The sequence below is a fragment of the Aeromicrobium jepli genome, from assembly GCF_047246605.1.
GTDB lineage: Bacteria > Actinomycetota > Actinomycetes > Propionibacteriales > Nocardioidaceae > Aeromicrobium.
The window spans coordinates 705,577-730,433 of the sequence record NZ_JBFOKO010000001.1 but is presented as its reverse complement, the minus strand read 5'-3'; the positions used below and the strand labels follow the sequence as shown (position 1 = coordinate 730,433).

The following is a 24,857-nucleotide window of genomic DNA, read 5'->3' as shown; positions in this document are numbered from 1 at the left end:
CGAGGTCTGCAGTCAGTGTGGGATCGCGAGCCGTTAAGGTAAAGCGATCTTTTGTGACGGGTATTCATCAGATTGCATGAAGGGTTGCCATGCTCGACGTCCGCCGCCTGCGCCTCCTGCGCGAGCTCCAGATCCGCGGCACGCTGGCGGCCGTGGCCGCCGCGCTGCACCAGAGCCCGTCGTCGGTCTCCCAGCAGCTCTCCCTGCTCGAGCAGGAGGTCGGCGTCGAGCTGCTGCGCAAGGTCGGACGCCGCGTCCAGCTGACGCCGCAGGCCGAGATCCTCGTCGAGCACACGGCCGTCGTCCTCGACCGGCTGGAGCAGGCCGAGTCCGACCTGGCGGCCTCGCTCGACGAGGCGACGGGCACGTTCCGGCTCGCGGTGTTCCAGTCCGTGGCGCTCGCGCTCATGCCCACGACGCTGTCGATCCTCGAGGCCGAGCACCCCCGGCTGCGCGTGACGATGACGCAGCGCGAGCCCGAGAGCGCGCTGTACGAGACCTGGGCGCGCGAGTTCGACCTCGTCATCGCCGAGAAGTACCCCGGGCACAACACCCCGTGGCACCCCGAGCTCGACGCGGTCGACCTCACCACCGACGAGGTGCGCCTGGCCGTGCCGCCCGCCGGCAGCCGCTTCGGCGACATCACGTCGATCGCCGAGGCGGCGGAGGCGCCGTGGGTCATGGAGCCGCCCGGTGTCGCGTCGCGGCACTTCGCCGAGCAGGCGTGCCGGGTCGCCGGCTTCGAGCCGGACGTGCGCTACGAGACGGCCGACCTGCAGGCGCAGGTCAGCCTCATCGAGTCCGGGCACGCGGTCGCGCTGCTGCCGGACCTGCTGTGGCTGCACCGCGAGCCGCCCGTCGTGCTGCACCGGCTGGAGGGCCGGCCGCACCGCACGATCTTCACCTCCACGCGCCGGGCCTCGGCCCACTCCCCCGGCGTCACGGCCACCCGCCAGGCGCTGTCACGCGCCGTGGCGCAGGGCCGCCGCGACGCTCGGGGTGTGTCCCCGGCAGTCCGGCCCTAACGTCGAGACCATGGTCACCATCGCCAAGAACATCGTCGACACCCTCGAGGCGAACGGCGTCGAGCGGATCTACGGCATCGCGGGCGACTCCCTGAACGGCATCACCGACGCGCTGCGATCGTCCTCGATCGACTGGGTGCAGGTGCGCCACGAGGAGGCCGCCGCGTTCGCGGCCGCGGGCGACGCCGCCACGACGGGACGGCTCGCGGTCTGTGCCGGCAGCGCCGGCCCGGGCAACCTGCACCTCATCAACGGGCTGTTCGACGCCCAGCGCTCGCGCGTCCCCGTGCTCGCCCTCGCGGCCCACATCCCCACGGCCGAGATCGGCACCGGCTACTTCCAGGAGACGCACCCGCAGGACCTGTTCCGCGAGTGCAGCGTCTACGCCGAGCACGTCTCGAGCGTCACCCAGATGCCGCGCATGCTGCGCATCGCGATGCAGACGGCGATCGAGAAGCAGGGAGTGGCAGTCCTCGTGCTGCCCGGCGACATCGCCCTGGCGGAGGCCGAGGACGACGCGGTCACGGTCGTGCAGCCCACGGACGCCCGGGTGCTCCCCTCCCCCGCCGAGCTGCAGCGCGCGGCGCACCTGTTGAACCGGGGCGAGCGCGTCACGATCCTGGCGGGCGCCGGCTGCGCGGGGGCGCACGACGAGCTCGTCACTCTCGCGGACCACCTCGGGGCTCCCGTGGTGCACGCGATGCGCGGCAAGGAGCACGTCGAGTGGGAGAACCCGTTCGACGTCGGCATGACCGGCCTGCTGGGGTTCGCGTCCGGCTACGCCGCGATCGAGGCGTGCGACACGCTGCTCATGCTGGGCACCGACTTCCCCTACCCCGACTTCCTCCCGAAGCGCGCCACGACGATCCAGGTCGACGTCCGCGGGGAGCAGCTCGGCCGGCGGACCCCGCTCGACCTCGGGCTCGTCGGCACCGTCCGCGACACGGCGCAGGCACTGCTGCCGCTGCTCGAGCGCAAGGCAGATCGCCAGCACCTCGACCGTGCGCTCAAGCACTACGCGCGCACGCGCGAGAAGCTCGACGACCTCGCCGAGCCCGTCAAGAAGGGCCGCGGCCAGCACCCCCAGTTCGTGGCCCGGACGATCGACCGCCTGGCCTCCGACGACGCGGTGTTCCTGCCCGACGTCGGCTCCCCGGTCATGTGGGCCGCCCGCTACCTGCGGATGAACGGGCGCCGGCGCCTCGTCGGCTCGTTCACGCACGGCTCGATGGCCAACGCGGTCTCGCAGGCGATCGGCGTGCAGGCCGCGCACCCCGGCCGCCAGGTGGTCGCGCTGTCCGGCGACGGCGGCCTGTCGATGATGCTCGGCGAGCTCATCACGCTCGTGCAGCAGCAGCTGCCGGTGAAGGTCGTCGTGTTCGAGAACAGCTCGTACAACTTCGTCGAGCTCGAGATGAAGGCGGCGGGCTTCGTGAACTGGGGCACCGGCCTGACGAACCCCGACTTCGCCGAGGTCGCCCGGGCCATCGGCCTGCACGGCGTGCGGGTCGACGCCTCGCAGGACCTCGAGCCGGCACTGGCGGAGGCCTTCGCGCACGACGGTCCGGCGCTGGTCAACGTCGTCACCGAGCGCCAGGAGATGACCGTCCCGCCGTCCGTGACGGCCGCCCAGCTCAAGGGCTTCTCGCTGTACGCCCTGCGCACCGTCGTCTCGGGGCGCGGCGACGAGATCCTCGACCTCGCCCGCGCCAACCTGCGGCAGGTGTTCTGAGGTGACCGAGGAGCGCGCGATCGCGGCCCTGGAGGCGGCCGGCATCGACTTCACCGTCACCCGCCACGGGCCCGTGGGCTCCCTGGCCGAGGCCGCCGCGCTGCGCGGCATCGAGCCCGACCGGATCGTCAAGACGCTGGTCGTCCGGCGGGGCCAGGACGACTACCTGCTCGTGCTGGTGCCCGGCGACCGGCAGATCAGCTGGCCCAAGCTGCGCGCCCTGCTGGGCGTCTCGCGACTCTCACTGCCGCCGGCGGAGGACGCGTTCGCGGCCACGGGCTACGAGCGCGGCACCATCACGCCGTTCGGCTCGTCGCACGACTGGCCGGTCGTCGCGGACGAGGCCGTGCAGGGCACCATCTCGCTCGGCGCCGGCGCCCTCGGCGTGGCCGTCACGGTCGAGGCCGAGGACGTGATCCGGGTCCTCGGCGCGACCGTCGCGGACGTGACCGGCTGAGTCAGGCCACGCGCAGCCGCGGCAGGCGCAGGCAGCCGAGCCGCACGGCCCGGGCCGGCCGGTGCTCGCGTGCCCGGACGGCCCAGCCGTCGGGCAGGCCCGCGCCGACGAGGCGCTGGACGCGCCGGACGTGCTGGGCATGGGCGCGCACGACCGCCGGGTGCCAGTCGTGGTGGGCGAGCAGGCGCGCCACGCCGGGCAGGGCGCGCGCCGTCTCGTCCCACACGCGGCGCAGGCCACGCGCGTCGGCGTCACCCGCCTCGAGCAGCGGGTCGATCCGCGCGTCGACGGTGCGGGCCCACTCGGCGTGCGCCTGGAGCAGCAGGTCGTCGAGCGAGTCGAAGGCGGGCAGCGCGGCGCGGACGGCCTCGTCCAGGGCGGCGGGGTCGGCGGCGATCGCGGTGGTCAGCGTGCGCAGGGCCCGGCGGCTCGCGGCCGTCCGCTGCCACGCGGTGGGGTTCAGGGTCGAGGTCGTCATCGTGGTTCCTCTCGCGCGATTCCTCGAGGCGACGGACGCGGTGTCACCTGCGTCGCGTCACTCACATACACCATGTATGTCATATGCTGCGAGTATGTCACGACCGCGCAGCCGGCGCCAGCAGTACTCCGACGAGACGCGTGAGGCCCTGCTCACGGCCGCGAAGGCGCAGTTCCTCGAACGCGGGTACGCCAGGACGGCGCTCGCCGACGTCGCCGCCGACGCGCAGGTGACCCGGGGCGCGGTCTACCACCACTTCAAGGACAAGCAGGACCTGTTCGCCGCCGTGCTGGACCGGACCGAGACCGAGGGCATGGACGCCGTCCGCGACGCCTACCTCGCCCACGAGGACACCGTGACGGGGGCATTCGCCGCGATCAGCGCCTACCTCGACCACGGGCTGGATCCGGAGTACGCCGAGATCGTGCTGCGCCAGGGCCCCATCGCCCTGGGATGGGAGCAGTGGACGCAGACCCAGAGCCGCTACGCGGCGGGCCTCATCGAGCAGATCATCACGTCACTGGTCTCGTCGGGGCGCATCGTGTCGCTGCCGATCGAGACGACGTCGGCCATCACGTTCAACGCGCTCGCCGGGTGCGCCACCGCGATCGCCGGCACCGACCCGGCGGACCGCGAACGAGTCCGCCGGGAGTGCGGTGAGGTGATGGTCCACCTGCTCAGCGGCCTGCTGGTCTGACTACTCCCCCGCGACGAGACGCTGGGCGTTCTCCAGCGCCGCCGCCATCGCGTCGATGCGCTGCTGGTACGTCGCCAGGTCGCCCTTCTTGAGCGCGGCCTGGGCCTGGTCGTAGTAGCGCGTCGCGTCGTCGAGGTACTGCGAGGCGGTCTTCGCCGGTGCGTCGCCACCGCCGGCCGGCGCGTCCGGATCGGGCGGCGTGCTGCCCTCCTCGAGACCGAGTGCCACGCGCAGCGCGTCGTCGAGCGTCGCACCGACGCCCACGCCCTCGCCGAACGTCGCCGTGATGAGCTGCAGGACCGGGTACGAGCCCTCGCCGCGGCGCTGGATGTAGATCGGCTGGACGTAGAGCATGGCTCCGCCCACGGGCAGCGTCAGCAGGTTGCCGCGCAGGATCCGGGTGTTCTCGGACTGCTCGTACTGCAGCAGCGCCGCACGGACGCCCGCATCGGACTCGAACTGCGCCGCCACCTGGTTGGGGCCGCCCACGCGGGTCTCGCTCGGCAGCTCCAGGATCTGGATCTTGCCGAAGTTCTCGGTGTCGGAGGCCTCGGAGTTCACGCTCATGAACGATGCGAGGTTCTGGCGGTTGTTCGGCAGGTAGACGCTGGTCAGGCTGAATCGCGGCGTCTCCTCGCCCGGCCGGCTGATCGAGAGGTAGTACGGCGGCTGCTTCGTGCTGATCGACGCGGACGGGTCCTCGGGGATCTTCCAGCGCTCGCCGTCCTCGTAGAACGTCTGGGCGTTGGTCACGTGGTAGCGGCTGAGCACGTCGCGCTGGACCTTGAACAGGTCGACCGGGTAGCGCAGGTGCTGCAGCAGCTCGGGGCTGATCGCCGACTTGGGCTCGATGACGTCCGGGAAGACCTTGGACCACGTCTTGAGGATCGGGTCCTGCTCGTCCCACTCGTACAGCTTCACGGTGCCGTCGTACGCGTCGACCACGGCCTTGACCGAGTTGCGCATGTAGTTGACCTGGTCGGTCGGCAGCGCGATCTGGCTCGTGCCCTCGGTGAGGGTGTCGCTGGTCGCCGTGGCCAGCGAGCGGGCCTCGGAGTACGGGTACGTCTTGGACGTGGTGTAGCCGTCGACGATCCACACGACCTTGCCGTCGACGACGGCCGGGTACGTGTCGCCGTCGAGGGTCAGCCACGGCGCGACCTTGCGCACGCGCTCACGCGGGTGACGGTCGTAGAGGATCTTGGAGTTCTCGTTGACGCGGTCCGACAGCACCAGCTTGGGCTCGGCGAACTTGAACGCGTAGAGCACCTGGTTGAACAGCGTGCCCATCGGGACGCCGCCCTTGCCGTCGTACGTGTTGGCGCTGGAGTCCGCCGCGGTCCCCTCGGCGTCGGCGTCGTCGCCGCTGCCGCGCGGGGTGTCGACCTCGATCGGCTTGGCACCGTCCGGGCGGCCGACGATCGAGTACGAGGGCGACTTCTCGCCGAAGTAGATGCGCGGCGGCTGCTTGAACTCGATCTCGCCGGTGGGCGGGATGTCCTTGGCGACCCAGACCGGCTCGCCCTGCGAGCCGCGCTTGTTGCCGTACGCGGCGATGACGCCGTAGCCGTGGGTGTAGACCGTGTGGTCGTTGGACCACGTGCGCTGCGACGCCTGCAGGCCGTTGAGGTCGACCTCGCGGGCCGCGATGATGACGTCCTGCGGCTGCGGGTCGTCGCCGATCGCGTAGCGGTCGACGTCGAGCGTGGACTGCATGTTGTAGTAGCCGCGGACCTGCTGCAGCTGCTGGAACGCCGGCGAGATGAGCGTCGGGTCGAGCAGTCGCGTGCTGACGCGCGACTCGGCGGTCGCGTTGAGCTCCTTCGGCGTCAGCTCGGTCTTGGCGGAGTAGTCCTGCGTCTGGACGTCGGCGACGCCGAACGCCTCGCGGGTGCCCTCGATGTTCTTCGCCAGGTACGGGCCCTCGCGGTCCGGCTCGGACGGGTTGACCTGGAACTGCTGCATGATCGCCGGCCACGCGGCGCCGATGAGCAGCGAGGCCAGCGCCCACAGGCCCAGGCCCAGCGCGGGCAGCGTCCACGAGCGCAGGAAGATCGTCGAGAAGAACAGCAGGGCGCACAGCGCGGCCACCACGACGAGGATGTTCTTGGCCGGGATCTGCGCGTTGGCGGCGGTGTAGGTGATGCCGTCGAACAGGCCCGAGGTGTCGTACGACATCGCGTAGCGGTCGAGCCAGTAGTTGCCCGCGCGCACGAGCATCGCCAGGCCGATCAGCACCGCGACCTGCACCTGCGCGGCGCGCGTGAAGCGCGGGCCCTTCTGGCCGATCCGGATGCCGCCGAACACGTAGTGCGTGAACGCCACCGCGATCGCGGTGATCAGCAGCAGGCCGAAGGCGAACGAGACCAGGAACTGCAGCCACGGCATGTCGAAGACGTAGAAGCCGATGTCCTTGCCGAAGTGCGGGTCCTTCTGGCCGAAGGCCGTGCCCTTGCGCCACATCTGGAACGACTCCCACCGGCTGCTGCCGATGAGGCCGGCGAAGAACGCCACGAACAGCGAGACCGCGATCAGCGCGATGCGCGCGATCGGCGCCAGCGCGACGCGGTAGCGGGCGGCGGGGTCGTCACGGCGCAGCCCGAGCGGGTTGGGGCGGTTGCGGTGGGCCAGCCACACGTTGGCGCCCACGACGAGGCCGCCGAGCAGGCCGAACGCGACGAACAGGCCGACGCGCGTCAGCAGGACGGTCGTGAAGACGCCCTGGAAGTCGACGGAGCGGAACCACAGCCGCTCGGTCCAAAGGCTGACGAACAGCGATCCGGCGGCGAGCAGCGCGCCGAGCGTGACGATCGTCGGGATCAGCACCCGCCGCCCACGGTCGGAACGCGGCTCGGGCTCGCGTCGGGGGGGCATCTGTCCGAAGATGTCGCTCACGGCTCTCCTGGCTCACAACAGCGTGGGTCTGGTGCCGACAGCCTACGGGGTGGGGTGCAACCCGCTCCGGGCGGTGATCGGGCCCTCAGTCCTGCAGGGTCGAGGCCAGCAGCTCGACGAGTCCGGGGACGATCCCCGGCCCCTCGATCAGCGGCGCGTCCTCGGGCACCCGCGGGCGGACCGCGGCGTGCGCCGAGCCGTCGCGCAGGACGGCCGTGACGATGCGCATCTCCTGGCGCTCGGGGTGCGACGCGGCGAACTCCGCGGCGGCCGCGGCGTCCTGCGGGACCTCGCCCTCGGCGTCGGCCGGCAGCGTCACGCGCTCCACGACGACGGCGCAGCCCGCGACCTCGCCCGGCCAGCCGATCTCGGGCAGCAGGTCCTCGACCTCACGGCCCTCGGGCAGCTCCTGCTCGATCGGCGTGTACGAGTCCGGGTCGCCGAGCTGGTCGGCCAGCTCGGGCTGGTTCGCCACGATGTCGGCCGTCAGCACGAGCGCGAACAGCCGCGGCGCCTGGTCCCAGCCGCCGGCGGCGACGTGGTCCTCGATCTCCAGCGCGGCCTGGCGGACGGGCGAGTCCTCGCCGAAGCCCTCCCCCGTCACGGTCACCTTCACGTCATCCACAGGACGCCACCTCCGCCTTCGGGTTCTCGGCGAGCTCGCTCACCGCATCGATCGCTTCCTGGAGGGTTCCCACCTTGACCAGGGTCATGCCGAAGTCGTCGCCCTGGGCGGCCTCGGTGCAGTTGTCGGCCGGCACGAGGAAGACGTCGGCCCCGGCCCGCGCGGCGCCGGCCATCTTCTGGCGCACGCCGCCGATCGCGCCGACCTGGCCGTCGGGGCTGATCGTGCCCGTGCCGGCGACGTTCTGGCCGCCGGTCAGGGCGCCCGGCGTCAGGGAGTCGTAGATCGCCAGCGCGAACATCGTGCCGGCGCTCGAGCCGCCGACGCGGTCGCCGATGTGGTTCTGGATCTCGATCGGGAACCGGAAGCCCGAGCCGACCGTGATGCCGATGCGCGCCTTCTTCTCGTCGTCGCCGAGCGCGGTCGTGGTGATCGTGGCCGTGCCCTCACGGCCGTCGCGGCGGTAGCCGATCCTGACCTCGTCGCCGGGGCTGCGCGTGCCGATGGCCTCGCCGACCGACGCGGGCGTGGTGACCTCGCGCCCGTCGACGCTGAGGATGAGGTCGTCGACCTCGAGCTCGCCCTCGGCGGGACCGTCCTCGACGACGCCCGCGACCTTGGGGACCTCGACGACCTTCTGGCCGGCGGCGCGCAGCGCGGCGGCGCGGGAGGCGTCCTGCGAGCTGGCCAGCTGCGCGGCGCCCTCGGCGTTGGACTCCTCGTTGGTCTGCTGGTCCGGGTAGATGAAGTCGTGCGGCACGACGTTCACGTCCGGGTCGAGCCAGCCCTCGATCGCACCGGCGAGCGACATCTTCGACTCCGCGCGGGTGACCGAGACGGTTGTGAAGTCGAGCCGCCCGTCGGTGGGATAGGTGCGCACGTCGTCGCCGAACGTGATCATCGGCGTGCCGTCGATCTCGCCGAGCGTGTTGAAGACGGGCCCGGGCTTCATCGTCACGTAGGGCACGGGCAGGAACGCCACGAGGCACGTCAGGACGGTCAGCACCGACAGTCCGACCGCCAGCGTCAGGGTGCGGCGGCTCAGCCGCATCGGGGACGACACACCGACACCTTAGAGCCCGCTCCCACGACGGCTCCGCGACGCCGGGCGCGAGCGTTCTCGTGTTGGGCGCCAGGACCTAGGCTGACCCCATGGCCGAGGAACCGCGCGAGGAACCGCAGAACCCGTTCAAGGGCACGCCGCTGGAGGGCCTGTTCGGACAGATGGGCGCAGGTCAGTTCGACCTGGGCCAGATGATGTCGCAGATGCAGGCCATGTTCGAGCCGCACGAGGGCGCGGTGAACTACCGCCTGGCCGCCGACGTGGCGCGCCACGCCGTCGCCGCCCAGGGCGAGGACCCGACCCCGCACGGCGGGCAGGCCGGCGCGGTCTCGGACGCGTCACGCCTGGCGCAGATGTGGCTCGACAAGGTCACCGAGCTGCCCACGGGCGTCACGAGCGCCACCGCGTGGAGCCGTGCCGAGTGGGTCGAGCACACGATGCCGACGTGGCAGGTCATGGTCGAGCCCGTCGCGCAGCACGTCGTCGCCTCGATGGAGGACGCGATGCCGCCCGAGATGAAGGCGATGGCCGGCCCGCTGCTGGGCATGCTGACCCAGGCCGGCGGCGCGATGTTCGGCCAGCAGGTCGGCTCCGCGATCGGCGCGCTCGCCACCGAGGTGCTCTCCTCCACCGAGGTCGGCCTGCCGCTCGGCCCCGAGCACACGGCGGCCGTGCTGCCGCACAACCTGGCCGCGTTCGCCGACGACCTCGAGGCCTCGCGCTCGGACGTCCTGCTCTACGTCATGCTGCGCGAGGAGGCCCACCACCGTCTCTACGCGCACGCGCCGTGGCTGCGTGGTGCCGTGCTGGGCGCGATCGAGGACTTCGCGCGGGGCATCCGGATCGACGTCGGCTCGATCGAGGAGCAGATGCGCACGATCGACCCGGCCAACCCCGAGGCCATGCAGGAGGCGCTGGCCGGCGGCCTGTTCGAGCCGACCACCACGCCCGAGCAGGAGCGCGCGAAGGAGCGTCTCGAGCTGCTGCTCGCGCTCGTCGAGGGGTGGGTCGACGAGGTCGTCGCCCGCGCCACGGTCGACGTCATGCCCGCCGCACCGGCCCTCGCCGAGGCGATGCGCCGGCGCCGCGCGACCGGCGGTCCCGCCGAGGAGACGTTCGCGTCCCTCGTCGGCCTCGAGCTGCGCCCCCGCCGCCTGCGCGACGCCGCGAACCTGTGGTCGGCCCTGCGGGACCGGCGCGGCCCCGAGGCCCGCGACGCCGTGTGGAGCCACCCGGATCTGCTGCCCACGACCGCCGACCTGGACGATCCGCTGGGCTTCGTCGAGGGCCAGGCCGAGCGACTCGACGACGCCGACTTCGACGCCGCGCTGCGCGACCTGCTGTCCTCGGACGAGGGCGACGACTCCGCGTCCGGCGAGCGGTGACCCTCACCCCCGACGTCCGCCGGGTGCTGGCGGGGTGGACCGCGCCCGACGCCGAGCAGGAGGAGCTGCGCGCCCGGTTCGCCGCGCACGCGGAGGCCCATGAGGACCCGGCCGTGCGCGCATGCGCACCCGACCACGTGACCGCGAGCGCGCTCGTCGTGTCGGCCGAGCACGACCGGGTCGTCCTCGTGCTGCACCCCAAGTTCGGCCGCTGGCTGCAGACCGGCGGCCACTGCGAGCCGCACGACGCCACGCTCGCCGACGCGGCCCTGCGCGAGGCGACCGAGGAGACCGGCATCGCCGGGCTCGTCGTCGACCCCCACCCGGTGCTGCTGTCGCGGCATCCCGTCCGCTGCCACCCGGGCGGACACCACCTGGACGTCCAGTACGTCGCGGTGGCCCCGGCCGGGGCGGAGCCCGTGTGCTCCGACGAGTCCGACGAGGTCCGCTGGTTCGACGTCGACGCGCTGCCCGAGCCGACGGACGAGTCCGTCAGGAGTCTCGTCGCTGCTGCCAGGTCACGCCTGCGAGGAACCCCATCGCCTCGGCCATCCGCGGGTAGCGCTCGCTGATCGCGTCGAAGCGCGGGCCGTGGCCCGACACCACGAGGTGCGTGATCTCGTGGACCAGGACCGCGTCGATGACGTGGTCGGGCATCGGCTCGAGCCGATGGCTGAGCCGGATGGTGCCCTGCGACGGGGTGCACGATCCCCAGCGCGAGTTCTGGTTGGTGACCCAGCGCACCGACGTGGGCGCCGGCGCCTCGGGGACGTAGCGCGCGGCGAGGTCGGCCGCGCGCCGGGCGAGCGCCTCGTCGGAGCGGGCGACGCGACGCCGGTCCTCGCGCGCGTCGAGCTTGCCCACGAGCTCGGCGACGACGCGCTCCTCCTCGGCGCGGGACATGGACGCGGGGACCATGACGATCGTGCGGTCGCCCTCGCGCCGTGCCGAGACGGTGCGCTTCCTGCGGGCGCTGCGGCGCACCTCGATCTCGGCCATGCCCCCCACCGTAGGCGGGCGCTCCGACAGCGCTCGGGCGCGTCAGGACGAGTCGGTGGACGCGCGTCCACGGAGGCTGGGGAAAGTCCGTGGAAAAACCCCCTTCGGATCGTCGGAATCCGGTTGACAAGCGACCCCTCGACCCGCCACCCTGCGCGCTCGATCCCCACGCCCTCGCGCCCGCTTGTCCACAGCGAGAAGCCGCGTTTGCGCAGGTCAGAGGGCAGTGTCGCGCGACGCGCCGAGCTTGATCCGCCTCTGTCCACATGCGTCCTCACACCCTTCCTCGGCGTTCCCCACACGTTGTCCCCAGGCCTGTCCACAAGTGGTGGACATTCGCCCCGACCACGCTCCGGATGGGACGGGAGTTACTGGTGTGAAAAGCCCCACGCGGGCCCGCCCGAGCCGCTACGCTGCCCCGCCGCACACGAGTCGCGACGGCGCCGGACGGGCCATTGACGGCCCGGCCCCCAGGCTCTACGTTGAACCCACCGAAGCCCCGTCACGACGCGCAAGGGGAAGGCGCGCCGGGCGGGGCTTCCGCCTTGCCTGACGGGGTTTTGCCCCTACGCTGATGGTGACCTGTGCCACACCAGTGAGCACACCATCGGCAAGGAGGCCGCAATGGCAGAGACATGGACGGGCGAGTTCTACTGCGTGAAGTGCAAGGACAAGCGCGAGACGAGCGGCGAGGTCCAGGTCAGCGAGAAGGGCACCCGCATGGCCAAGGGCGTCTGCCCCGAGTGCGGCACCAAGCTGAACCGCATCCTCGGCAAGGCCTGACCGCCTCCGCGGCGGGGGCGGTCCTCGCCCCCGCCGCACCCGGCGATCCCCTGTGGATCGCCCGCCCCGGCCGCTCGGCATCGGCCACGATGGGACGGTGCCGCGCGACCCCTCCCCTGCCGCGAGCCCGCTCGTCGGCCCCCGCCTGCTGCCCGGCGCGCTCGTGCTGCGCCGCGACGCACGCACCCTCCAGGTCGGCACGGCCCCCGGCGTCGTCGTGCGTGACCGGCCCGGCCTGCGACGCGTCCTGCGACTCCTCGACGGCTCACTGCCGCTCGGCCACCTGTCCCGGCTCGTCGCGCGGGACGTCCCCGAGTTCACCGACGACCTGACCGGGACGGTAGGCCGGCTCGTCGCCGCCGGCGCCGTGACGCTCCCCGGCGCGCCCGCCGAGCCGCGCGTCGCCGTCCGCCACGACGGCTCGAGCGCCGGGCTCGCGGCGCTCATCGCGCCGGCCTTCGGCGCCACCGCCCTCGAGCCGGACGTCGAGGTCGTCCTCAGCGCTGGCGAGCCCGGCCGCTCCGCGTTCGAGGTCCTGGCGACCGCCGGCGTCCCCCACCTGCCCGTCGTGCTGCTCGAGCGGAGCGTCCGGCTCGGGCCGTTCGTGGTGCCCGGTGTCACGCCGTGCCTGGGCTGCCTCGACGCGCTGCTGACCGCGTACGACCCGGCCTGGTCGGTGCTCGTGCCGCAGTTCGAGCGGCCCCGGACCGTGACCGTCGCCCTGCCCCACGGCCTGCTGTTGCGCGCCGCGGCCGAGGCCGTCGCCCAGGTCGAGACCCTGCTCGCCGGCGGACGTCCCGCCACCACCGGTCACGCCCTGTGGCTCGGTCCGGGGCAGGACGACGCCGACCTGCGCCCGGTGCCCTTCGCGAGCGAGTGCCCGTGCGGCCTGCTGGCGCGATGAGCCGGCTCGTCGGGGTCTCGCCACTATCCTGACCACGTGGCCGACGAATACGCCGACGAGGCGCGCGAGACTCCCCTGAGCGGCAGCGCGCTGCGTCGCGGGGCGCGCCTCGCGAGCCTGCCCGCGGGCTTCGCCGCCCGCACGACGTGGGGCATCGGCCGCCGCCTCGTGGGCGCGCCGGCCGCCGCCGTCATGAACGACGTCCAGCGCCGCACGGCCGACCAGGTGTTCAGCGTGCTCGGCCAGCTCAAGGGCGGCGCCATGAAGTTCGGCCAGGCGCTGAGCATCTTCGAGGCCGCGCTGCCCGAGGAGCTCGTCGCGCCGTACCGCGAGACGCTGACGAAGCTGCAGGACGCCGCTCCCCCAATGGGCGCCGCCACGGTCCGCCGCGTCATGCAGCGCGAGTTCGGCCCCGACTGGACCGAGCGGTTCCCCGACTTCGACGTCACCCCCGCGGCCGCCGCGTCGATCGGGCAGGTGCACCACACGTGGTTCGTGCCCGAGCCGGGCGCCGAGCCGGTCGAGGTCGCGGTCAAGCTGCAGTACCCCGGAGCGGGCGAGGCGCTGCGCTCCGACCTGCGCCAGATCGGCCGGCTCGCCCGGCTGTTCGGCACCCTCATGCCCAACCTCGACGTGAAGGCCCTCGTGGCCGAGCTGCAGGAGCGCGTCGCCGAGGAGCTCGACTACTCCCTCGAGGCCCAGGCCCAGGCCCGCTTCGCCGAGGCGTTCGCCGACGACCCCGAGATCGTCGTGCCCACACCGCTGGCGCACACCGGCCAGGCGCTCGTCTCGACGTGGCTGCCGGGCGACCGGTCGCTCGCCGACGTCATCGCGAACGGCACGCAGGCCGAGCGCGACCACCTCGGCGAGGTGTACGTGCGATTCCTGTTCGCCGGTCCCGAGCGCGCCGGACTGCTGCACGCCGACCCGCACCCGGGCAACTTCCGGGTCCTGCCCGACGGCCGCCTCGGCGTCGTGGACTACGGCTCGGTCGCGCGCGTGCCGGACGGCCTGCCCGCGCCGATCGGCCCGCTGCTGCGCGCGGCCGCCGACGGCGACTACGACACCGTGGCGGCGGGACTGCGCACCGAGGGCTTCCTCAAGCCCGACGCCCGCATCGACGCCGACGTCCTGCAGGGGTACCTGTCGCCGCTCGTCGAGGCGATCACCACCGAGTCGTTCACGTTCGACCGCGACTGGCTGCGCCGCCAGACCCAGCGCCTGTCCACCCCCGGTCCCGACGGCCTGTCCACGGCGCTCAAGCTGAACGTCCCGCCCGAGTACCTGCTGATCCACCGGGTGTGGGCCGGCGGCATCGGCGTGCTGTGCCAGCTGGGCGCGACCGCCCGGTTCCGGTCGATCGTGGCCGAGTCGCTGCCCGGATTCGCGGACGCGTGAGCCGGAACGGGCTCTTCGTCCTCGAGCTCGACGGCATGCAGCAGTCGGTCGTGGACCTGCACGACCCGACCCACCTCGCGTTCGACTACATGCGCCGCATCGGCGACGTGCTCGACGCGATGCCGCCCGGCCGCCTGCGCGTCCTCCACGTCGGCGGCGCGGCGATGACGCTGCCCCGTTACGTCGCCGCCACCCGGCCGGGGTCGCGCCAGATCGTGCTCGAGCCCGCGGCCGACGTCATCGACCACGTGCGCGAGCACGCTCCCCTGCCCCCACGCAGCGGGATCCGGGTGCGACCGGTCGACGGGATGGCGGGGATCGCCGAGGTGCGGGACGCCTCGCAGGACGTCGTCGTCCTCGACGCGTTCGCCGGCGCGGTGGTCCCGGCCGAGCTGACGGGCGTCGCCTTCGTGGAGCACGTCCGTCGCACGCTCGCGCCGGGCGGCGTCCTGGTGGCGAACCTCGTGGCCCGTCCGCCGTTCGCCGAGATGCGCGACTTCGTCGCCGCCGCTCGCGCGCTCGGCACGGTCACGGTGGGGGTGGAGCCGGCCACGCTCAAGGGGCGCCGCCCCGGCAACCTCGTGGTGGCCTGCGGCGCGGTGCCGGACCGGCCGTTCGGCGAGCCGTCCCCGCTGGAATACCGCGTGTTCGCCGGGCGGGCGGTCTCGGACTCGTTCGGCGGGGGCACGCCGCGGTCCTGACTCAGCCGCCGACGATCTCCAGGACGTCGTCGCCGTACTTGTCGAGCTTGGACTGGCCGACCCCCGACACCTGCAGCAGCTGCTCGGCGCTCGTGGGCCGCACGGCCGCGATGGCCTTGAGGGTGGCGTCGTTGAACACCGTGAACGCGGGCTTGCTCTCGGCCTGCGAGGTCTCCTTGCGCCATGCGCGCAGCCGGTCGAACAGCTCCTCGTCGTAGTCGAAGTCGGGCTGCGGCAGCCGCACCTGCCGCTGCGGCGCGCGCGTCACGCGCACCGGCTCGGGCAGCAGGCGGTCGAGGAAGCGGCTGTGCTTGCGGCGGGCCTGTCCCCCGGCCTTGCGGGCGGCCGACCACGACACCATGAGGTGGCGGCGGGCCCGGGTGATGCCGACGTAGAACAGCCGGCGCTCCTCCTCGACGGCCTCGGGGTCGTCCATCGTGGCGACGTAGGGCAGCGTTCCCTCCTGCGCCCCGGCGACGAACACCGCGTCCCACTCCAGGCCCTTGGCGGCGTGGAAGGTGGTGAGCGTGACGCCGTCGGTGGACGGGGCGAAGGCCTGCTCGGCGCGGCGGTCCAGGTCGGCGACGAGGGCCGCGAGGTCGGCGTCGGGACGCTCCTGGGCGAGGTCGATGGACATCTGGTGGATCGCCTGCAGCGACTCCCAGCGGTCGCGGACCGCGCCCCGGCCCTCGGGCGGGGTGTCGGTGAAGTCCATCGCGGCCAGCACGGCGCGCACATCCTCGGGCAGCGAGCCGGAGCCCTCGCCCGCCCGGGCCGAGCCGCGCAGCAGCGTCACGGCCTGGCGGACCTCGCCGCGCTGGAAGAATCCCGTGCCGCCGCGAACGGAGTACGGGATCTGACGCTGGCCCAGCGCCTCCTCGAACACCTCGGACTGCGCGTTGATCCGGTAGAGCACGGCCATCTCGCGGTACGGCACGCCCTGGCGGTGCAGCGCCAGGATCCGATCGGCGATCGCGTCGGCCTCGGCGGGCTCGTCGGCGAACGGCCGGTAGTCGACGGCCGGGCCGGGCGAGTTCTGCGACTGCAGCCGCACGCCGAGCGTCACCGAGGGGCCACGGCCGGCGAACACCTCGTTGGCGGCGGCGACGATCTGCGGCGTGGAGCGGTAGTTGCGCACGAGCTCGATGCGCGGCGCGTCGGGGAACCGCCGCGTGGCGAAGTCGCCCAGGATCGTGGCCGAGGCGCCCGCGAACGTGTAGATCGTCTGGCGCGGGTCGCCGACGACGCACACCTCGTCGCGGCCGCCGAGCCACAGGTCCAGCAGCGTGGACTGCAGCGGGTTGACGTCCTGGAACTCGTCGACGACGAACCACTTGTACTGCCGGCGCACCTCGGCGGCGATCGCCTCGTCGTCGGCGAGGATCGCGGCCGTGATCAGCAGGATGTCCTCCATGTCGATCCGGCCGCGGTCGCGCTTGACCTGCTCGTACGCACGCAGGATGGCGCCGACCTCACCGGCCGGGACGTCGCCGACCGCACGACCGCGACGCGCGGCCTCGGCACCGTAGTCGTCGGGGCGGACGTTCGACACCTTGGCCCACTCGACCTCGGCGGCGAGGTCGCGCAGGGTCGACTGGTCGGCGCGCACGCCCACCTGCCGCGCGGCCTCGGCGACGAACGCGAACTTGGACTCCAGGATCTGCGGGAACTCGGTGCCGTAGACGCGTGGCCAGAAGTAGCGGGCCTGGCGCAGCGCCGCGGAGTGGAAGGTGCGTGCCTGGACGCCGGCCGCGCCGAGGGTGCGCAGCCGCTCGCGCATCTCGCCCGCGGCCTTGACCGTGAACGTCACCGCCAGCACCTCGGTGGGCTTGTAGACGCCCGTCGCCACGCCATAGGCCATGCGGTGCGTGATCGCCCGTGTCTTGCCCGTGCCCGCACCCGCGATGACGCACAGCGGTCCGCGCAGGGTGGCGGCGACCTCACGTTGTTCGGGGTCGAGTCCGTTGAGCAGGTCGTCGGCGTCGGACATGGTCTCCAGATCGCGTCGAGGGGGCGGGGCCAGACCAGCGTAGCCGCGCGACCCGACACGTTCGGCGGCCGCACACAGCCCGCTCGCGGGAATGCGCGAGGCCTGTGGGACGTTGACCCCGACAGAAGCTTCCGTCGACTTGAGAGGGTCCCGATGTCCGACGCATCGTTCGTCCTGTACTCCACGCCCTGGTGCGGCTACTGCCACCGCCTGAAGTCCCAGCTGCAGCGCGAGGGCATCGGCTTCACCGAGGTCGACATCGAGCAGGATCCCGAGTCGGCCAAGATCGTCGAGCAGGCCAACGGCGGCAACCAGACGGTGCCCACCCTGGTCTTCTCCGACGGCACGGCGCTGACCAATCCGTCCGTTGCCCAGGTGAAGGCCCAGCTCGGCCTCTGAGACGTCCCCCACGTCCCCCCGTCGCCGCCCGGTTCGCCGAGTGGCGCAGAACCGCCCGCCACTCATCGAGTGGCGGGCGTTCTTGCGCCACTCGACGTCGCCGCGACCGACCTGGCGCCCGCCCTCGCGACGGACTAGGCCCAGCGACCGGGCAGCTCGCCGCCGAACCAGTCCTCGACGAGCCAGCGCGAGATCGAGACGCCGGGCGGCGGCAGCACGATGCGCTCCTCCTGCGCCGCGGCAAGGAGCTCGTCGCGGGTGAACCAGCGGGCCTCGGCGATCTCGGTGTCGTCCACGGTGATGTCGGTCGTCTCGGCCTCGGCGCGGAACCCCAGCATGAGGCTCTGCGGGAACGGCCACGGCTGGCTGCCCAGGTAGCGAGCCTCACCGACCGACACGCCGACCTCCTCGGCGACCTCGCGGCGCACCGCGTCCTCGAGGGCCTCGCCCGGCTCGACGAAGCCCGCGAGCGTGGAGAAGCGGCCCTCGGGCCAGTGCGGGTTGCGGGCCAGCAGGGCGCGGTCGTCGCGGTCGGTGACCAGCATGATGACGGCCGGGTCGGTCCGCGGGTAGTGCTCGGCCCCGCAGTTGGGACACGTGCGCAGGTGACCCGCCTGCGAGGTCTGCAGCGCCGTGCCGCAGCGCGGGCAGAAGCGGTGGGACGCGAGCCAGCGGGCGAGGCCGACGGCGTGGATCGCGAGCGACAGCTCGTCCGCGCCCAGCAGCGGCGCCAGCACGCGGATGCTGACGGGCGACCACTCCTGCGGCACGCGGTCGACCGCGACGGCGGCGTACCGCACGCCGTGCTGCTCGCCGAGCAGGATCCACTCCCCCTCGGGCGCCTCGGCCGGGGTGAGCCAGCGCAGCGCCGGCCCGTCGACGGTGGCGACGTGCTCGCCACCGAGGACGAGGACCCTCAGGTCGTCCGACCTCCACAGGTCCTCACTGCGGCGCAGGTTGCCGGCGCGGTCGTGCTGGGCCCGTTGGAAGGCGAAGTCCATTGGCTCACCGTAGCCCGAGGTGCTTCTCGAGGCTGTCGCGTTCGGGCAGGTCGTCGAACGTCTGCGACTCCCCCAGCCGCACGTAGTGGAACGTGCCGACGACCCGTTCGGGCGCGATGTCCTGCAGCTCGGCCCACGCGAGCCGGTACAGCGCGAGCTGCAGCGGATCGGCATCGGCGCTGCGATTGGTCTTCCAGTCGACGACCTCGAAGCCGGGCGTCCCGTCCTCGAACGTGGTCGGGAAGACCGCGTCGATCCGGCCGATGACCTGCTGGCCACCGAGGCGCAGGGTGAACGGCGCCTCGACCGCGACCGGCTCGCGCCCAGCGAACGGACCGGTCTCGAACGCCTGCTTGAGGTGGTCGAGGTCGGACTCGTCGGCGACCTCGGCGTCGCCGCGGCCGGGCAGCTCGTCGGGGTCGAGCAGCGTCTGCTGGCCGTAGCGGGCCTCGATCCAGGCATGGAAGCGCGTGCCGAAGCGCGCGGCCGTCGACGGCTGGCGTGGCATCGGCCGGGCGAGCCGGGACGCGAACGCCTGCTCGTCCTCGGCCAGCGCCAGCACGTCGGTGGCCGACAGCGACGCCGGCAGCGGGACCTCGACCTGTCGCTCGTGGCGCGCGCGGGCCTCCTCGAGCAGCACGTCGAGATCGGCGCGCAGCTGGGCGAGCGGCCCGTCCGCGACCGGCTCGGGCGCCTCGTCGCCCAGGTGCCGGCGGACCGCGGCGGCCAGCTCGGCCCGGCGGTCGAACGGGGTGAGCGCGACGGGCCACGGCACCGACTGGTCGACCAGGTGCGGGTTCTGCTCGTCGTCGGCCGGGGGCGGCGCCCACACGACCGGCTCGATGCCGCGCTGGGCGAGCCAATCGCGCACGTCGACCAGGAACGAGGACTCGGCGCGGGGGCGCAACTGGGTGCGACCCCAGCGGTGGCCGCTCACGTGCAGGCGCCGCTTGGCGCGGGTGAAGGCGACGTAGGCGAGGCGGATCTCCTCCATGAGGGAATCACGCCGGGTCTCCTCCTCGAACTCCTTCTTGGCGGTGCTGCTGAACTCGGCCAGCTGCGGGACGAAGTCGACGTCGCCGCGCAGCGGCGCGGGCAGCGCCTTGGCGACGGTGGGCCAGCGGGACCGGCCGCGACCGGAGGGGAACACCGTGCCGGAGACGAACGGGACGAAGACCTCCTCGAACTCCAGGCCCTTGGCGCGGTGGATCGTCAGCAGCTTGACCGACTCGGCGTCGGACGGGGCGCTGAGCTCCATCCCCTCGTTGAACTCGCGCTCGGCGTCCAGGTGCGCCAGCAGGCCCGGCAGCGAGGCGAACCGGTCGTGCTGGGCGTAGTCGCCGATCGCGTCGAGCAGCAGCGACAGGTTGTCGGTCGGGACGCCCGCGACGGGCAGCTCGACGTCGAGGTCGAGCTCGGTGACGACGCGGCGCGCGAGGTCGAGCAGCGGCTCGTGGGCGTGGCGCCGCAGCCGGCGGAGCATCGCAGCCAGGTCCGCAAAGCGGCGACGCGCCTCGTCGGAGTACGGCAGGTCGCCCGGGTCCTCGACGGCCTCGGCGAGCGAGACGATCTCGGTGGGGTCGACGCCCGCCGTGGCCTCGTCGAGCGCCGCCCGCAGGACGGCGTCCGGGTCGGAGCGGTCCACCTCGGCGCCGCCCTGCCACAGGCGGCCCAGGTCGGCCGCACGGCGACCCAGCAGCGCGAGGTCGCGCTCGCCGATCCGCCAGCGCACGCCGGTCAGCAGCCGCAGTACGGCGGGATTGGCGGTGACGTCCTCGAGGATCGCCAGCACCGAGAGCACGTCGACGACCTCGGGCTGCGACAGCAGGCCGGTCAGGCCGACGATCTCGACGGACAGTCCGCGGGCGCGGAGCGCACGGACGATCTCGGGGTTCTCGTTGGTGGTGCGGACCAGGACGGCGATCTCGTTGAGCGGCACACCCCGGGCGGCGGCGTCGGCGACGAGGTCGACGAGGGCGTCGAGCTCCTCGGCGACGCCCTGGTGCAGCGCGACCGACACCTCGCCGGCGGGGTTCTCGGGAGCGGCCCGGAGCGGCGTGACGACCTCGGCGACGCCGGGCGAGCCGTAGTACTCACGGGCGACGTAGCCGGCCAGGTCGATGATCTCGGGTGCGCAGCGACGCGTGACGTCGAGGCTGAACAGCTGGCCCCGGCCGCCCCCGGCGTCGGGGAAGTCGCCCAGGAATGCGGTGAGGTTGCCCGACGCGGCGCCCCGCCAGCCGTAGATGCCCTGCGCCGGGTCGCCGACGGCGCTGATCGACCGCCCGGCGAACAGCGCCTGCAGCAGGTCGCGCTGGGCGACGGACGTGTCCTGGTACTCGTCGAGCAGGACGACGTCGTAGCGCTCGCGCAGGGACTGCTGCACCTCGGGCAGCGTGGCGAGCTGCGCTCCCCACGCCATCTGGTCGGAGAAGTCCATGACGCCCGCGGCGGCCTTGGCGGCGCGGTACTCGTCGACGAGGTCGGCCAGCTCGTCGCGCTTGAGGCACGTCGCGACGACCTCCTCGTGCCACTTGAGCTGCTTGGGCGCGGCCTGGACCTGCTCGATCGTGCGGCGGTCGAACGCGCGCAGCTCGTCGGTGGTGACGAGGTGCTCGGAGAGCTGCCCGTCGAAGTCGAGCAGGTCGCCGATGACGGTGGGCAGCCACGCCGAGACGTGCCGCAGCGGCCCGTCGTGACCGCGCACGACCCGCGCGGCGATCTGGAAGCGCGTGGCGTCGGCCAGCACGCGCAGGTCGGGCTCGATGCCCAGCCGCAGGCCGTGCTCGGCGATGAGGGTGCCCGCGAAGGCGTGATAGGTCGAGACGGTCGGCTCGCCGAACTCGGAGAAGTCGCCGACCCGCTCGAGCGACTCGCGGACGCGGCCGGCGAGCTCGGCGGCGGCCTTGGCCGTGAACGTCAGGCCCAGGATGCGGTCGGGCGCGTACCCGAGGTGGCCCACGAGCCACACGACGCGCGCGGCCATGACGGCCGTCTTGCCGGCCCCGGCGCCGGCGATGATCGCCTGCGGGACGGCGGGGTCCGCCGTGATCGCGGCGAGCTGCTGCTCGCTGTAGGGGATGCCGAGCGTCTCCTTGAGGTGCTCGGTGTCGCGCACGAGGGGCGTCATTCGGCACCTCCGATCGTGGGGCCGGTCAGCGACGGGCACACGGTGCGGAAGTCGCAGAAGCCGCAGTGGTCGTTGGGGCGCGCCACGAGCTGCTCGTCGCGGATCGCGCGCGCGGACGTCTCGAGCAGGTCGAGGGCGAAGAACACCTCGTCACCGCCGGGCGCCGCCTGCGGCTGGACCTTGGGGGCGTCGGGGTCCTTGGCGCCCGACGGGGTCCGCAGCTGGACGAGCTCGGCACCGCCGGACCGGGCCCCGGAGACGCCGAGCGACTCGACGGCACCGTGCTCGACCGCGACCTGGTAGACGCCCAGCTGGGCGTGCTCGGCGATCTTGCGCGGCGACGGCGCGTTGCGGCTGGTCTTGAAGTCGACCACGTGGACGCGGCCCTCGGCATCGATCTCGACGCGGTCCATCGAACCGCGCAGGAGGACCCGCTCACCACCGACGACGACTTCGGTCTCGAAGTGGTGCTCGGCCGCCAGGACGGTGCGCGGGTTGTCGCGGTGCCAGCGGGCGAACCGGACGAGCGTCTGGTGCGCGGCCTCGCGCTCGCGCTCGCCCAGCCAGGCCGCCTGGTGGTCGAGCCGGTGCCACACCTCGTCGAGGCGCGCCGCCATCGTCGGCAGGTCGGGCTCGACGCCACGGTCGACGACGTCGGCGGCGAGGGCGTGCACGATCGAGCCGAAGCCCTGCGCGGATGTGGACGCGGACTCGCCACGGGCCTCACGGCCCAGGAACCAGCGCAGCGAGCAGGCGCTCATCGCGTCGACCGCGGAGCCGGACAGCGCCACGGGCTGGTCGGTGGGCCGCCACGGCGTCTCGGCGCGCGTGGGCTCGGCCAGGCCCCACCAGCGATCGGGGTCGGCGGGACGGGTCAGCGGCAGGTCGGCCCGCACGATCTCGGCGAGCATCGCGGCGACCTCGTCGCGGACGGAAGGGTCGTCGGTGGTCTCGCCGAGGCGGCGCAGCTCGGAGACGACGCCGCGCAGCGACACGGGCCGCGAGGGCCGGCCGAGCGGCAGCTGCTCGGCGACGCCGAAGCCCGCCTCGAGCAGCTCGGCCACGAAGCGCGACGGCTGGTCGCCGTCGTCGGTGGGCGTCTGCACCGCCGTGACGACGAGTCGCTCGGTGGCGCGCGTGCACGCGACGTAGAACAGCCGTCGCTCCTCGCGCAGCTGCTCGCCGCGCGCGCCCGGCTGGACCGGCCCGTCGAGGTACTCGGCGCGCAGCAGGCTGCCTCGGCTGCGCAGGTCGGGCCAGCGCTGGGCCTGGACGCCCGCCACGACGACGAGGCTCCACTCCAGGCCCTTGGACCGGTGCGCGGTCATGAGCCGGACGGCGTCCGGGCGGGCGGTGCTGGTGTCGAGCTGGTCGGCCGGGATCTGCTGGGCGCGCAGCTCGGCCACGAAGTTGACGGCGTCGCGGCGCCGGCCGCCCTCCTCCGCCCGGGCGGCGTGCCGGAACAGCGCGCACACGGCGTCGAGGTCGCGATCGGCGAGCGCGCGCGAATCGACGTGGTTCCACTGCTCGCGCAGCCGCGACGGCCAGGCCGTCCCGTCCCACAGCAGCCACAGTGCCTGCTCGGGCGGCTGGCCACGACGCAGCACGGCCGCGGCACGACCGAGCAGGGCGGCGAGGTCGCGCGCCGCGCCGACCGCCTCGGCCGTGGCGGGGTCCGGAGCCTCGAGGCCGAGGCCGGCAGGGTCGGACAGGGCCGCTGCCACGAGCGACGACGACGGCGTCTCGGGGTCGCGCCGGCGCAGCGCACGCCCCAGGCGACGCAGCGCCGGCCCGTCGAGGCCCGCGAGCGGCCCGGTCAGCAGCGCCTCCGCCGTCTCGGCGTCGAGCTGCTCCTCGCGCGCGATCCGGTCGGCCGCCTCGAGCGCGAGCAGCAGCGTGCGCACGGCGGGCTCGGCCACCAGCGGGACCTCGTCGCCCGCGACCTCGACGGGCACGCCGGCGGGAACGAGGATCCGCTGCAGCCGCGTCAGGTCGGCGCCCGTGCGCACGAGCACGGCCATGTCGGACCAGGCCAGGCCCTCGTCGAGGTGGGCGCGGCGCAGCAGGCCCGCGATGTGCTCGGCCTCGGCCGTGGCGGAGGCGTAGGTCGCGACCTCGACACGGCCCTCGTGGCGCGCGGCCGAGACCAGGTTGCGGTGGCGTCCGGCGGCGGTGGCGTCGAGGCCGGGCGGCAGCGGCGGGCTGCCCAGCGCGATGCGTGCCGCCTCGAGGATGCGCGGGCCGAACCGGCGGGTGGTGGTCAGCGCGACGGTGGGCGCGGGACCGGTGTGCGTCGCGAACTGCTGCGGGAACCGCGTGATCGCCGTGGGGTCCGCGCCGCGGAAGCCGTAGATCGCCTGGTCGTGGTCACCGACGACGACCAGGTCGCGGCCGTCGCCCGCGAGGTCGTGCAGCAGCTGCACCTGCAGCGGGTCGGTGTCCTGGTACTCGTCGACCACGACGAGCCGGAACCGCTCGCGCAGGGAGCGCCGGTGGTCGGGGTGGGCCGCGATCGCCGCGGCCCGCGTGACGAGGTCGGTGTAGTCGGTGCGGTTCTGCAGGTCGATGACCTGGTGGTACTCCTCGATCGCGTCGGCGACGCGCACCCACTCGGGCCGCTCGCGCGTGGCGGCGAGCGCCCGCAGGTCCCGGGGGTCCAGGCCGCGCGTGACGGCCGCCGCCATGAACGACTGGAGCTCGGCCGCGAGCCCGCGGGTGCCGAGCGCCTCGCGCAGCGACTCGGGCCACGAGGACGCGTCGTGACCGCCCAGCAGGTCGGCGACGACCGCGTCGCGGGCCGGAGCGGTCATCAGCTCGGGCGGCGCGGCGAACGCCTCGGGATCGCTGAACTCGCGCACCAGGGCGTAGCAGAACGCATGGAAGGTCATGGCCGGCACGGTGGCCGAGGTGCCCGGCAGGCGCCGCGCGATCCGGTCGCGCAGCTCGCCGGCCGCCTTGCGACTGAACGTGAGGACGAGGACCTGGTCGGGGGTCAGCTCGCCGGACTCGATCCGCTCGACCACGACCTCGACGAGCGTCGTGGTCTTGCCCGTTCCGGGACCGGCGAGCACGAGCAGCGGGCCGCCCCGGTGGTCGACGACGGAGCGCTGCGCCTCGTCCAGCGCGGGCGCCTCGGCGCGCACGCCGTCGGGTCGCTGTAGCACGAGTTCGGGAGGCACGTGTCCCATGGAACCA

General features: G+C 73.4%; 20 protein-coding genes. 11 read left to right on the top strand and 9 right to left on the bottom strand.

Annotated features, from left to right (window positions below; genetic code table 11):
* Positions 1–89: 89 nt before the first annotated feature.
* Genes AB3M81_RS03585 through AB3M81_RS03575 form a run of 3 tightly spaced genes read left to right on the top strand, consistent with a single transcriptional unit; the run spans position 90 to position 3,214 of the window.
* A complete protein-coding gene (locus AB3M81_RS03585) occupies positions 90–1,025 on the top strand; it encodes a LysR substrate-binding domain-containing protein (protein ID WP_412902528.1) in 936 nt (311 codons plus the stop codon).
* A 10-nt stretch (positions 1,026–1,035) separates the two neighbouring features.
* Positions 1,036–2,757, top strand: coding sequence for a ubiquinone-dependent pyruvate dehydrogenase (gene poxB, locus AB3M81_RS03580; RefSeq protein ID WP_412902527.1), 1,722 nt, complete (start codon positions 1,036–1,038; stop codon positions 2,755–2,757).
* A 1-nt stretch (position 2,758) separates the two neighbouring features.
* A complete protein-coding gene (locus tag AB3M81_RS03575; RefSeq protein ID WP_412902526.1) occupies positions 2,759–3,214 on the top strand; it encodes an aminoacyl-tRNA deacylase in 456 nt (151 codons plus the stop codon).
* A gap of 1 nt (position 3,215) precedes the next feature.
* On the opposite strand, the gene AB3M81_RS03570 is transcribed toward AB3M81_RS03575, so the two are convergent.
* Positions 3,216–3,692 (bottom strand): hypothetical protein, encoded by a 477-nt coding sequence (locus AB3M81_RS03570; protein WP_412902525.1) that lies wholly within the window; start codon positions 3,690–3,692, stop codon positions 3,216–3,218.
* A 94-nt stretch (positions 3,693–3,786) separates the two neighbouring features.
* On the opposite strand from AB3M81_RS03570, the gene AB3M81_RS03565 reads away from it, so the two are divergent.
* Positions 3,787–4,389 carry a TetR/AcrR family transcriptional regulator gene (locus tag AB3M81_RS03565; RefSeq protein WP_412902524.1) on the top strand — a complete coding sequence of 201 codons (603 nt, stop codon included), beginning with the start codon at positions 3,787–3,789 and terminating at the stop codon, positions 4,387–4,389.
* Here the strand turns inward: AB3M81_RS03565 and AB3M81_RS03560 are convergent, their stop codons facing one another.
* The 3 genes from AB3M81_RS03560 to AB3M81_RS03550 form a co-directional block, all read right to left on the bottom strand.
* Positions 4,390–7,284, bottom strand: coding sequence for a UPF0182 family membrane protein (locus tag AB3M81_RS03560; RefSeq protein WP_412902523.1), 2,895 nt, complete (start codon positions 7,282–7,284; stop codon positions 4,390–4,392).
* An 85-nt stretch (positions 7,285–7,369) separates the two neighbouring features.
* Positions 7,370–7,909, bottom strand: a complete 540-nt coding sequence (locus AB3M81_RS03555; RefSeq protein WP_412902522.1) for a PPA1309 family protein — start codon at positions 7,907–7,909, stop codon at positions 7,370–7,372.
* On the bottom strand, positions 7,902–8,972 hold the full coding sequence (locus AB3M81_RS03550; protein WP_412902521.1) for a YlbL family protein: 1,071 nt from the start codon (positions 8,970–8,972) through the stop codon (positions 7,902–7,904). The genes AB3M81_RS03555 and AB3M81_RS03550 overlap by 8 nt, the downstream gene beginning before the upstream one ends.
* A gap of 89 nt (positions 8,973–9,061) precedes the next feature.
* On the opposite strand from AB3M81_RS03550, the gene AB3M81_RS03545 reads away from it, so the two are divergent.
* Both AB3M81_RS03545 and AB3M81_RS03540 read left to right on the top strand, forming a co-directional pair.
* Positions 9,062–10,357: a zinc-dependent metalloprotease gene (locus AB3M81_RS03545; RefSeq protein WP_412902520.1), complete on the top strand. Its 1,296-nt coding sequence runs from the start codon at positions 9,062–9,064 to the stop codon at positions 10,355–10,357.
* The gene (locus AB3M81_RS03540) at positions 10,354–10,929 is read left to right on the top strand and encodes an NUDIX hydrolase (RefSeq protein WP_412902519.1); all 576 of its coding nucleotides are present in this window, start codon (positions 10,354–10,356) and stop codon (positions 10,927–10,929) included. The genes AB3M81_RS03545 and AB3M81_RS03540 overlap by 4 nt, the downstream gene beginning before the upstream one ends.
* On the opposite strand, the gene AB3M81_RS03535 is transcribed toward AB3M81_RS03540, so the two are convergent.
* Entirely contained in the window at positions 10,850–11,356 is a 507-nt protein-coding gene (locus AB3M81_RS03535; RefSeq protein ID WP_412902518.1) for a M48 metallopeptidase family protein, read from the bottom strand. The two genes, AB3M81_RS03540 and AB3M81_RS03535, sit on opposite strands and share 80 nt — an antisense overlap.
* Before the next feature lie 624 nt (positions 11,357–11,980).
* Here AB3M81_RS03535 and AB3M81_RS03530 point away from each other — a divergent pair.
* From AB3M81_RS03530 to AB3M81_RS03515, 4 genes are all read left to right on the top strand, one after another.
* Positions 11,981–12,139, top strand: coding sequence for a DUF5679 domain-containing protein (locus AB3M81_RS03530; RefSeq protein ID WP_146827129.1), 159 nt, complete (start codon positions 11,981–11,983; stop codon positions 12,137–12,139).
* Positions 12,140–12,236: 97 nt separating this feature from the next.
* Positions 12,237–13,043 carry a hypothetical protein gene (locus AB3M81_RS03525; protein WP_412902517.1) on the top strand — a complete coding sequence of 269 codons (807 nt, stop codon included), beginning with the start codon at positions 12,237–12,239 and terminating at the stop codon, positions 13,041–13,043.
* Positions 13,044–13,079: 36 nt separating this feature from the next.
* Complete coding sequence (locus tag AB3M81_RS03520) at positions 13,080–14,441, top strand: ABC1 kinase family protein (protein WP_412902516.1); 1,362 nt, start codon at positions 13,080–13,082, stop codon at positions 14,439–14,441.
* The gene (locus AB3M81_RS03515; protein WP_412902515.1) at positions 14,438–15,142 is read left to right on the top strand and encodes a spermidine synthase; all 705 of its coding nucleotides are present in this window, start codon (positions 14,438–14,440) and stop codon (positions 15,140–15,142) included. Before AB3M81_RS03520 ends, AB3M81_RS03515 begins: the two co-directional genes overlap by 4 nt.
* A gap of 1 nt (position 15,143) precedes the next feature.
* On the opposite strand, the gene AB3M81_RS03510 is transcribed toward AB3M81_RS03515, so the two are convergent.
* Positions 15,144–17,132: an ATP-dependent helicase gene (locus AB3M81_RS03510; protein ID WP_412902514.1), complete on the bottom strand. Its 1,989-nt coding sequence runs from the start codon at positions 17,130–17,132 to the stop codon at positions 15,144–15,146.
* Positions 17,133–17,285: 153 nt separating this feature from the next.
* On the opposite strand from AB3M81_RS03510, the gene AB3M81_RS03505 reads away from it, so the two are divergent.
* The gene (locus tag AB3M81_RS03505; protein WP_412902513.1) at positions 17,286–17,531 is read left to right on the top strand and encodes a mycoredoxin; all 246 of its coding nucleotides are present in this window, start codon (positions 17,286–17,288) and stop codon (positions 17,529–17,531) included.
* Between the two features lie 134 nt (positions 17,532–17,665).
* Here AB3M81_RS03505 and nudC read toward each other — a convergent pair whose 3' ends face one another.
* Genes nudC through AB3M81_RS03490 form a run of 3 tightly spaced genes read right to left on the bottom strand, consistent with a single transcriptional unit; the run spans position 17,666 to position 24,841 of the window.
* Positions 17,666–18,532 (bottom strand): NAD(+) diphosphatase, encoded by an 867-nt coding sequence (nudC, locus tag AB3M81_RS03500; RefSeq protein ID WP_412902512.1) that lies wholly within the window; start codon positions 18,530–18,532, stop codon positions 17,666–17,668.
* Positions 18,533–18,536: 4 nt separating this feature from the next.
* Positions 18,537–21,662 carry an ATP-dependent helicase gene (locus AB3M81_RS03495; protein WP_412902511.1) on the bottom strand — a complete coding sequence of 1,042 codons (3,126 nt, stop codon included), beginning with the start codon at positions 21,660–21,662 and terminating at the stop codon, positions 18,537–18,539.
* On the bottom strand, positions 21,659–24,841 hold the full coding sequence (locus AB3M81_RS03490; protein WP_412902510.1) for an ATP-dependent helicase: 3,183 nt from the start codon (positions 24,839–24,841) through the stop codon (positions 21,659–21,661). The genes AB3M81_RS03495 and AB3M81_RS03490 overlap by 4 nt, the downstream gene beginning before the upstream one ends.
* Positions 24,842–24,857 lie beyond the last annotated feature (16 nt).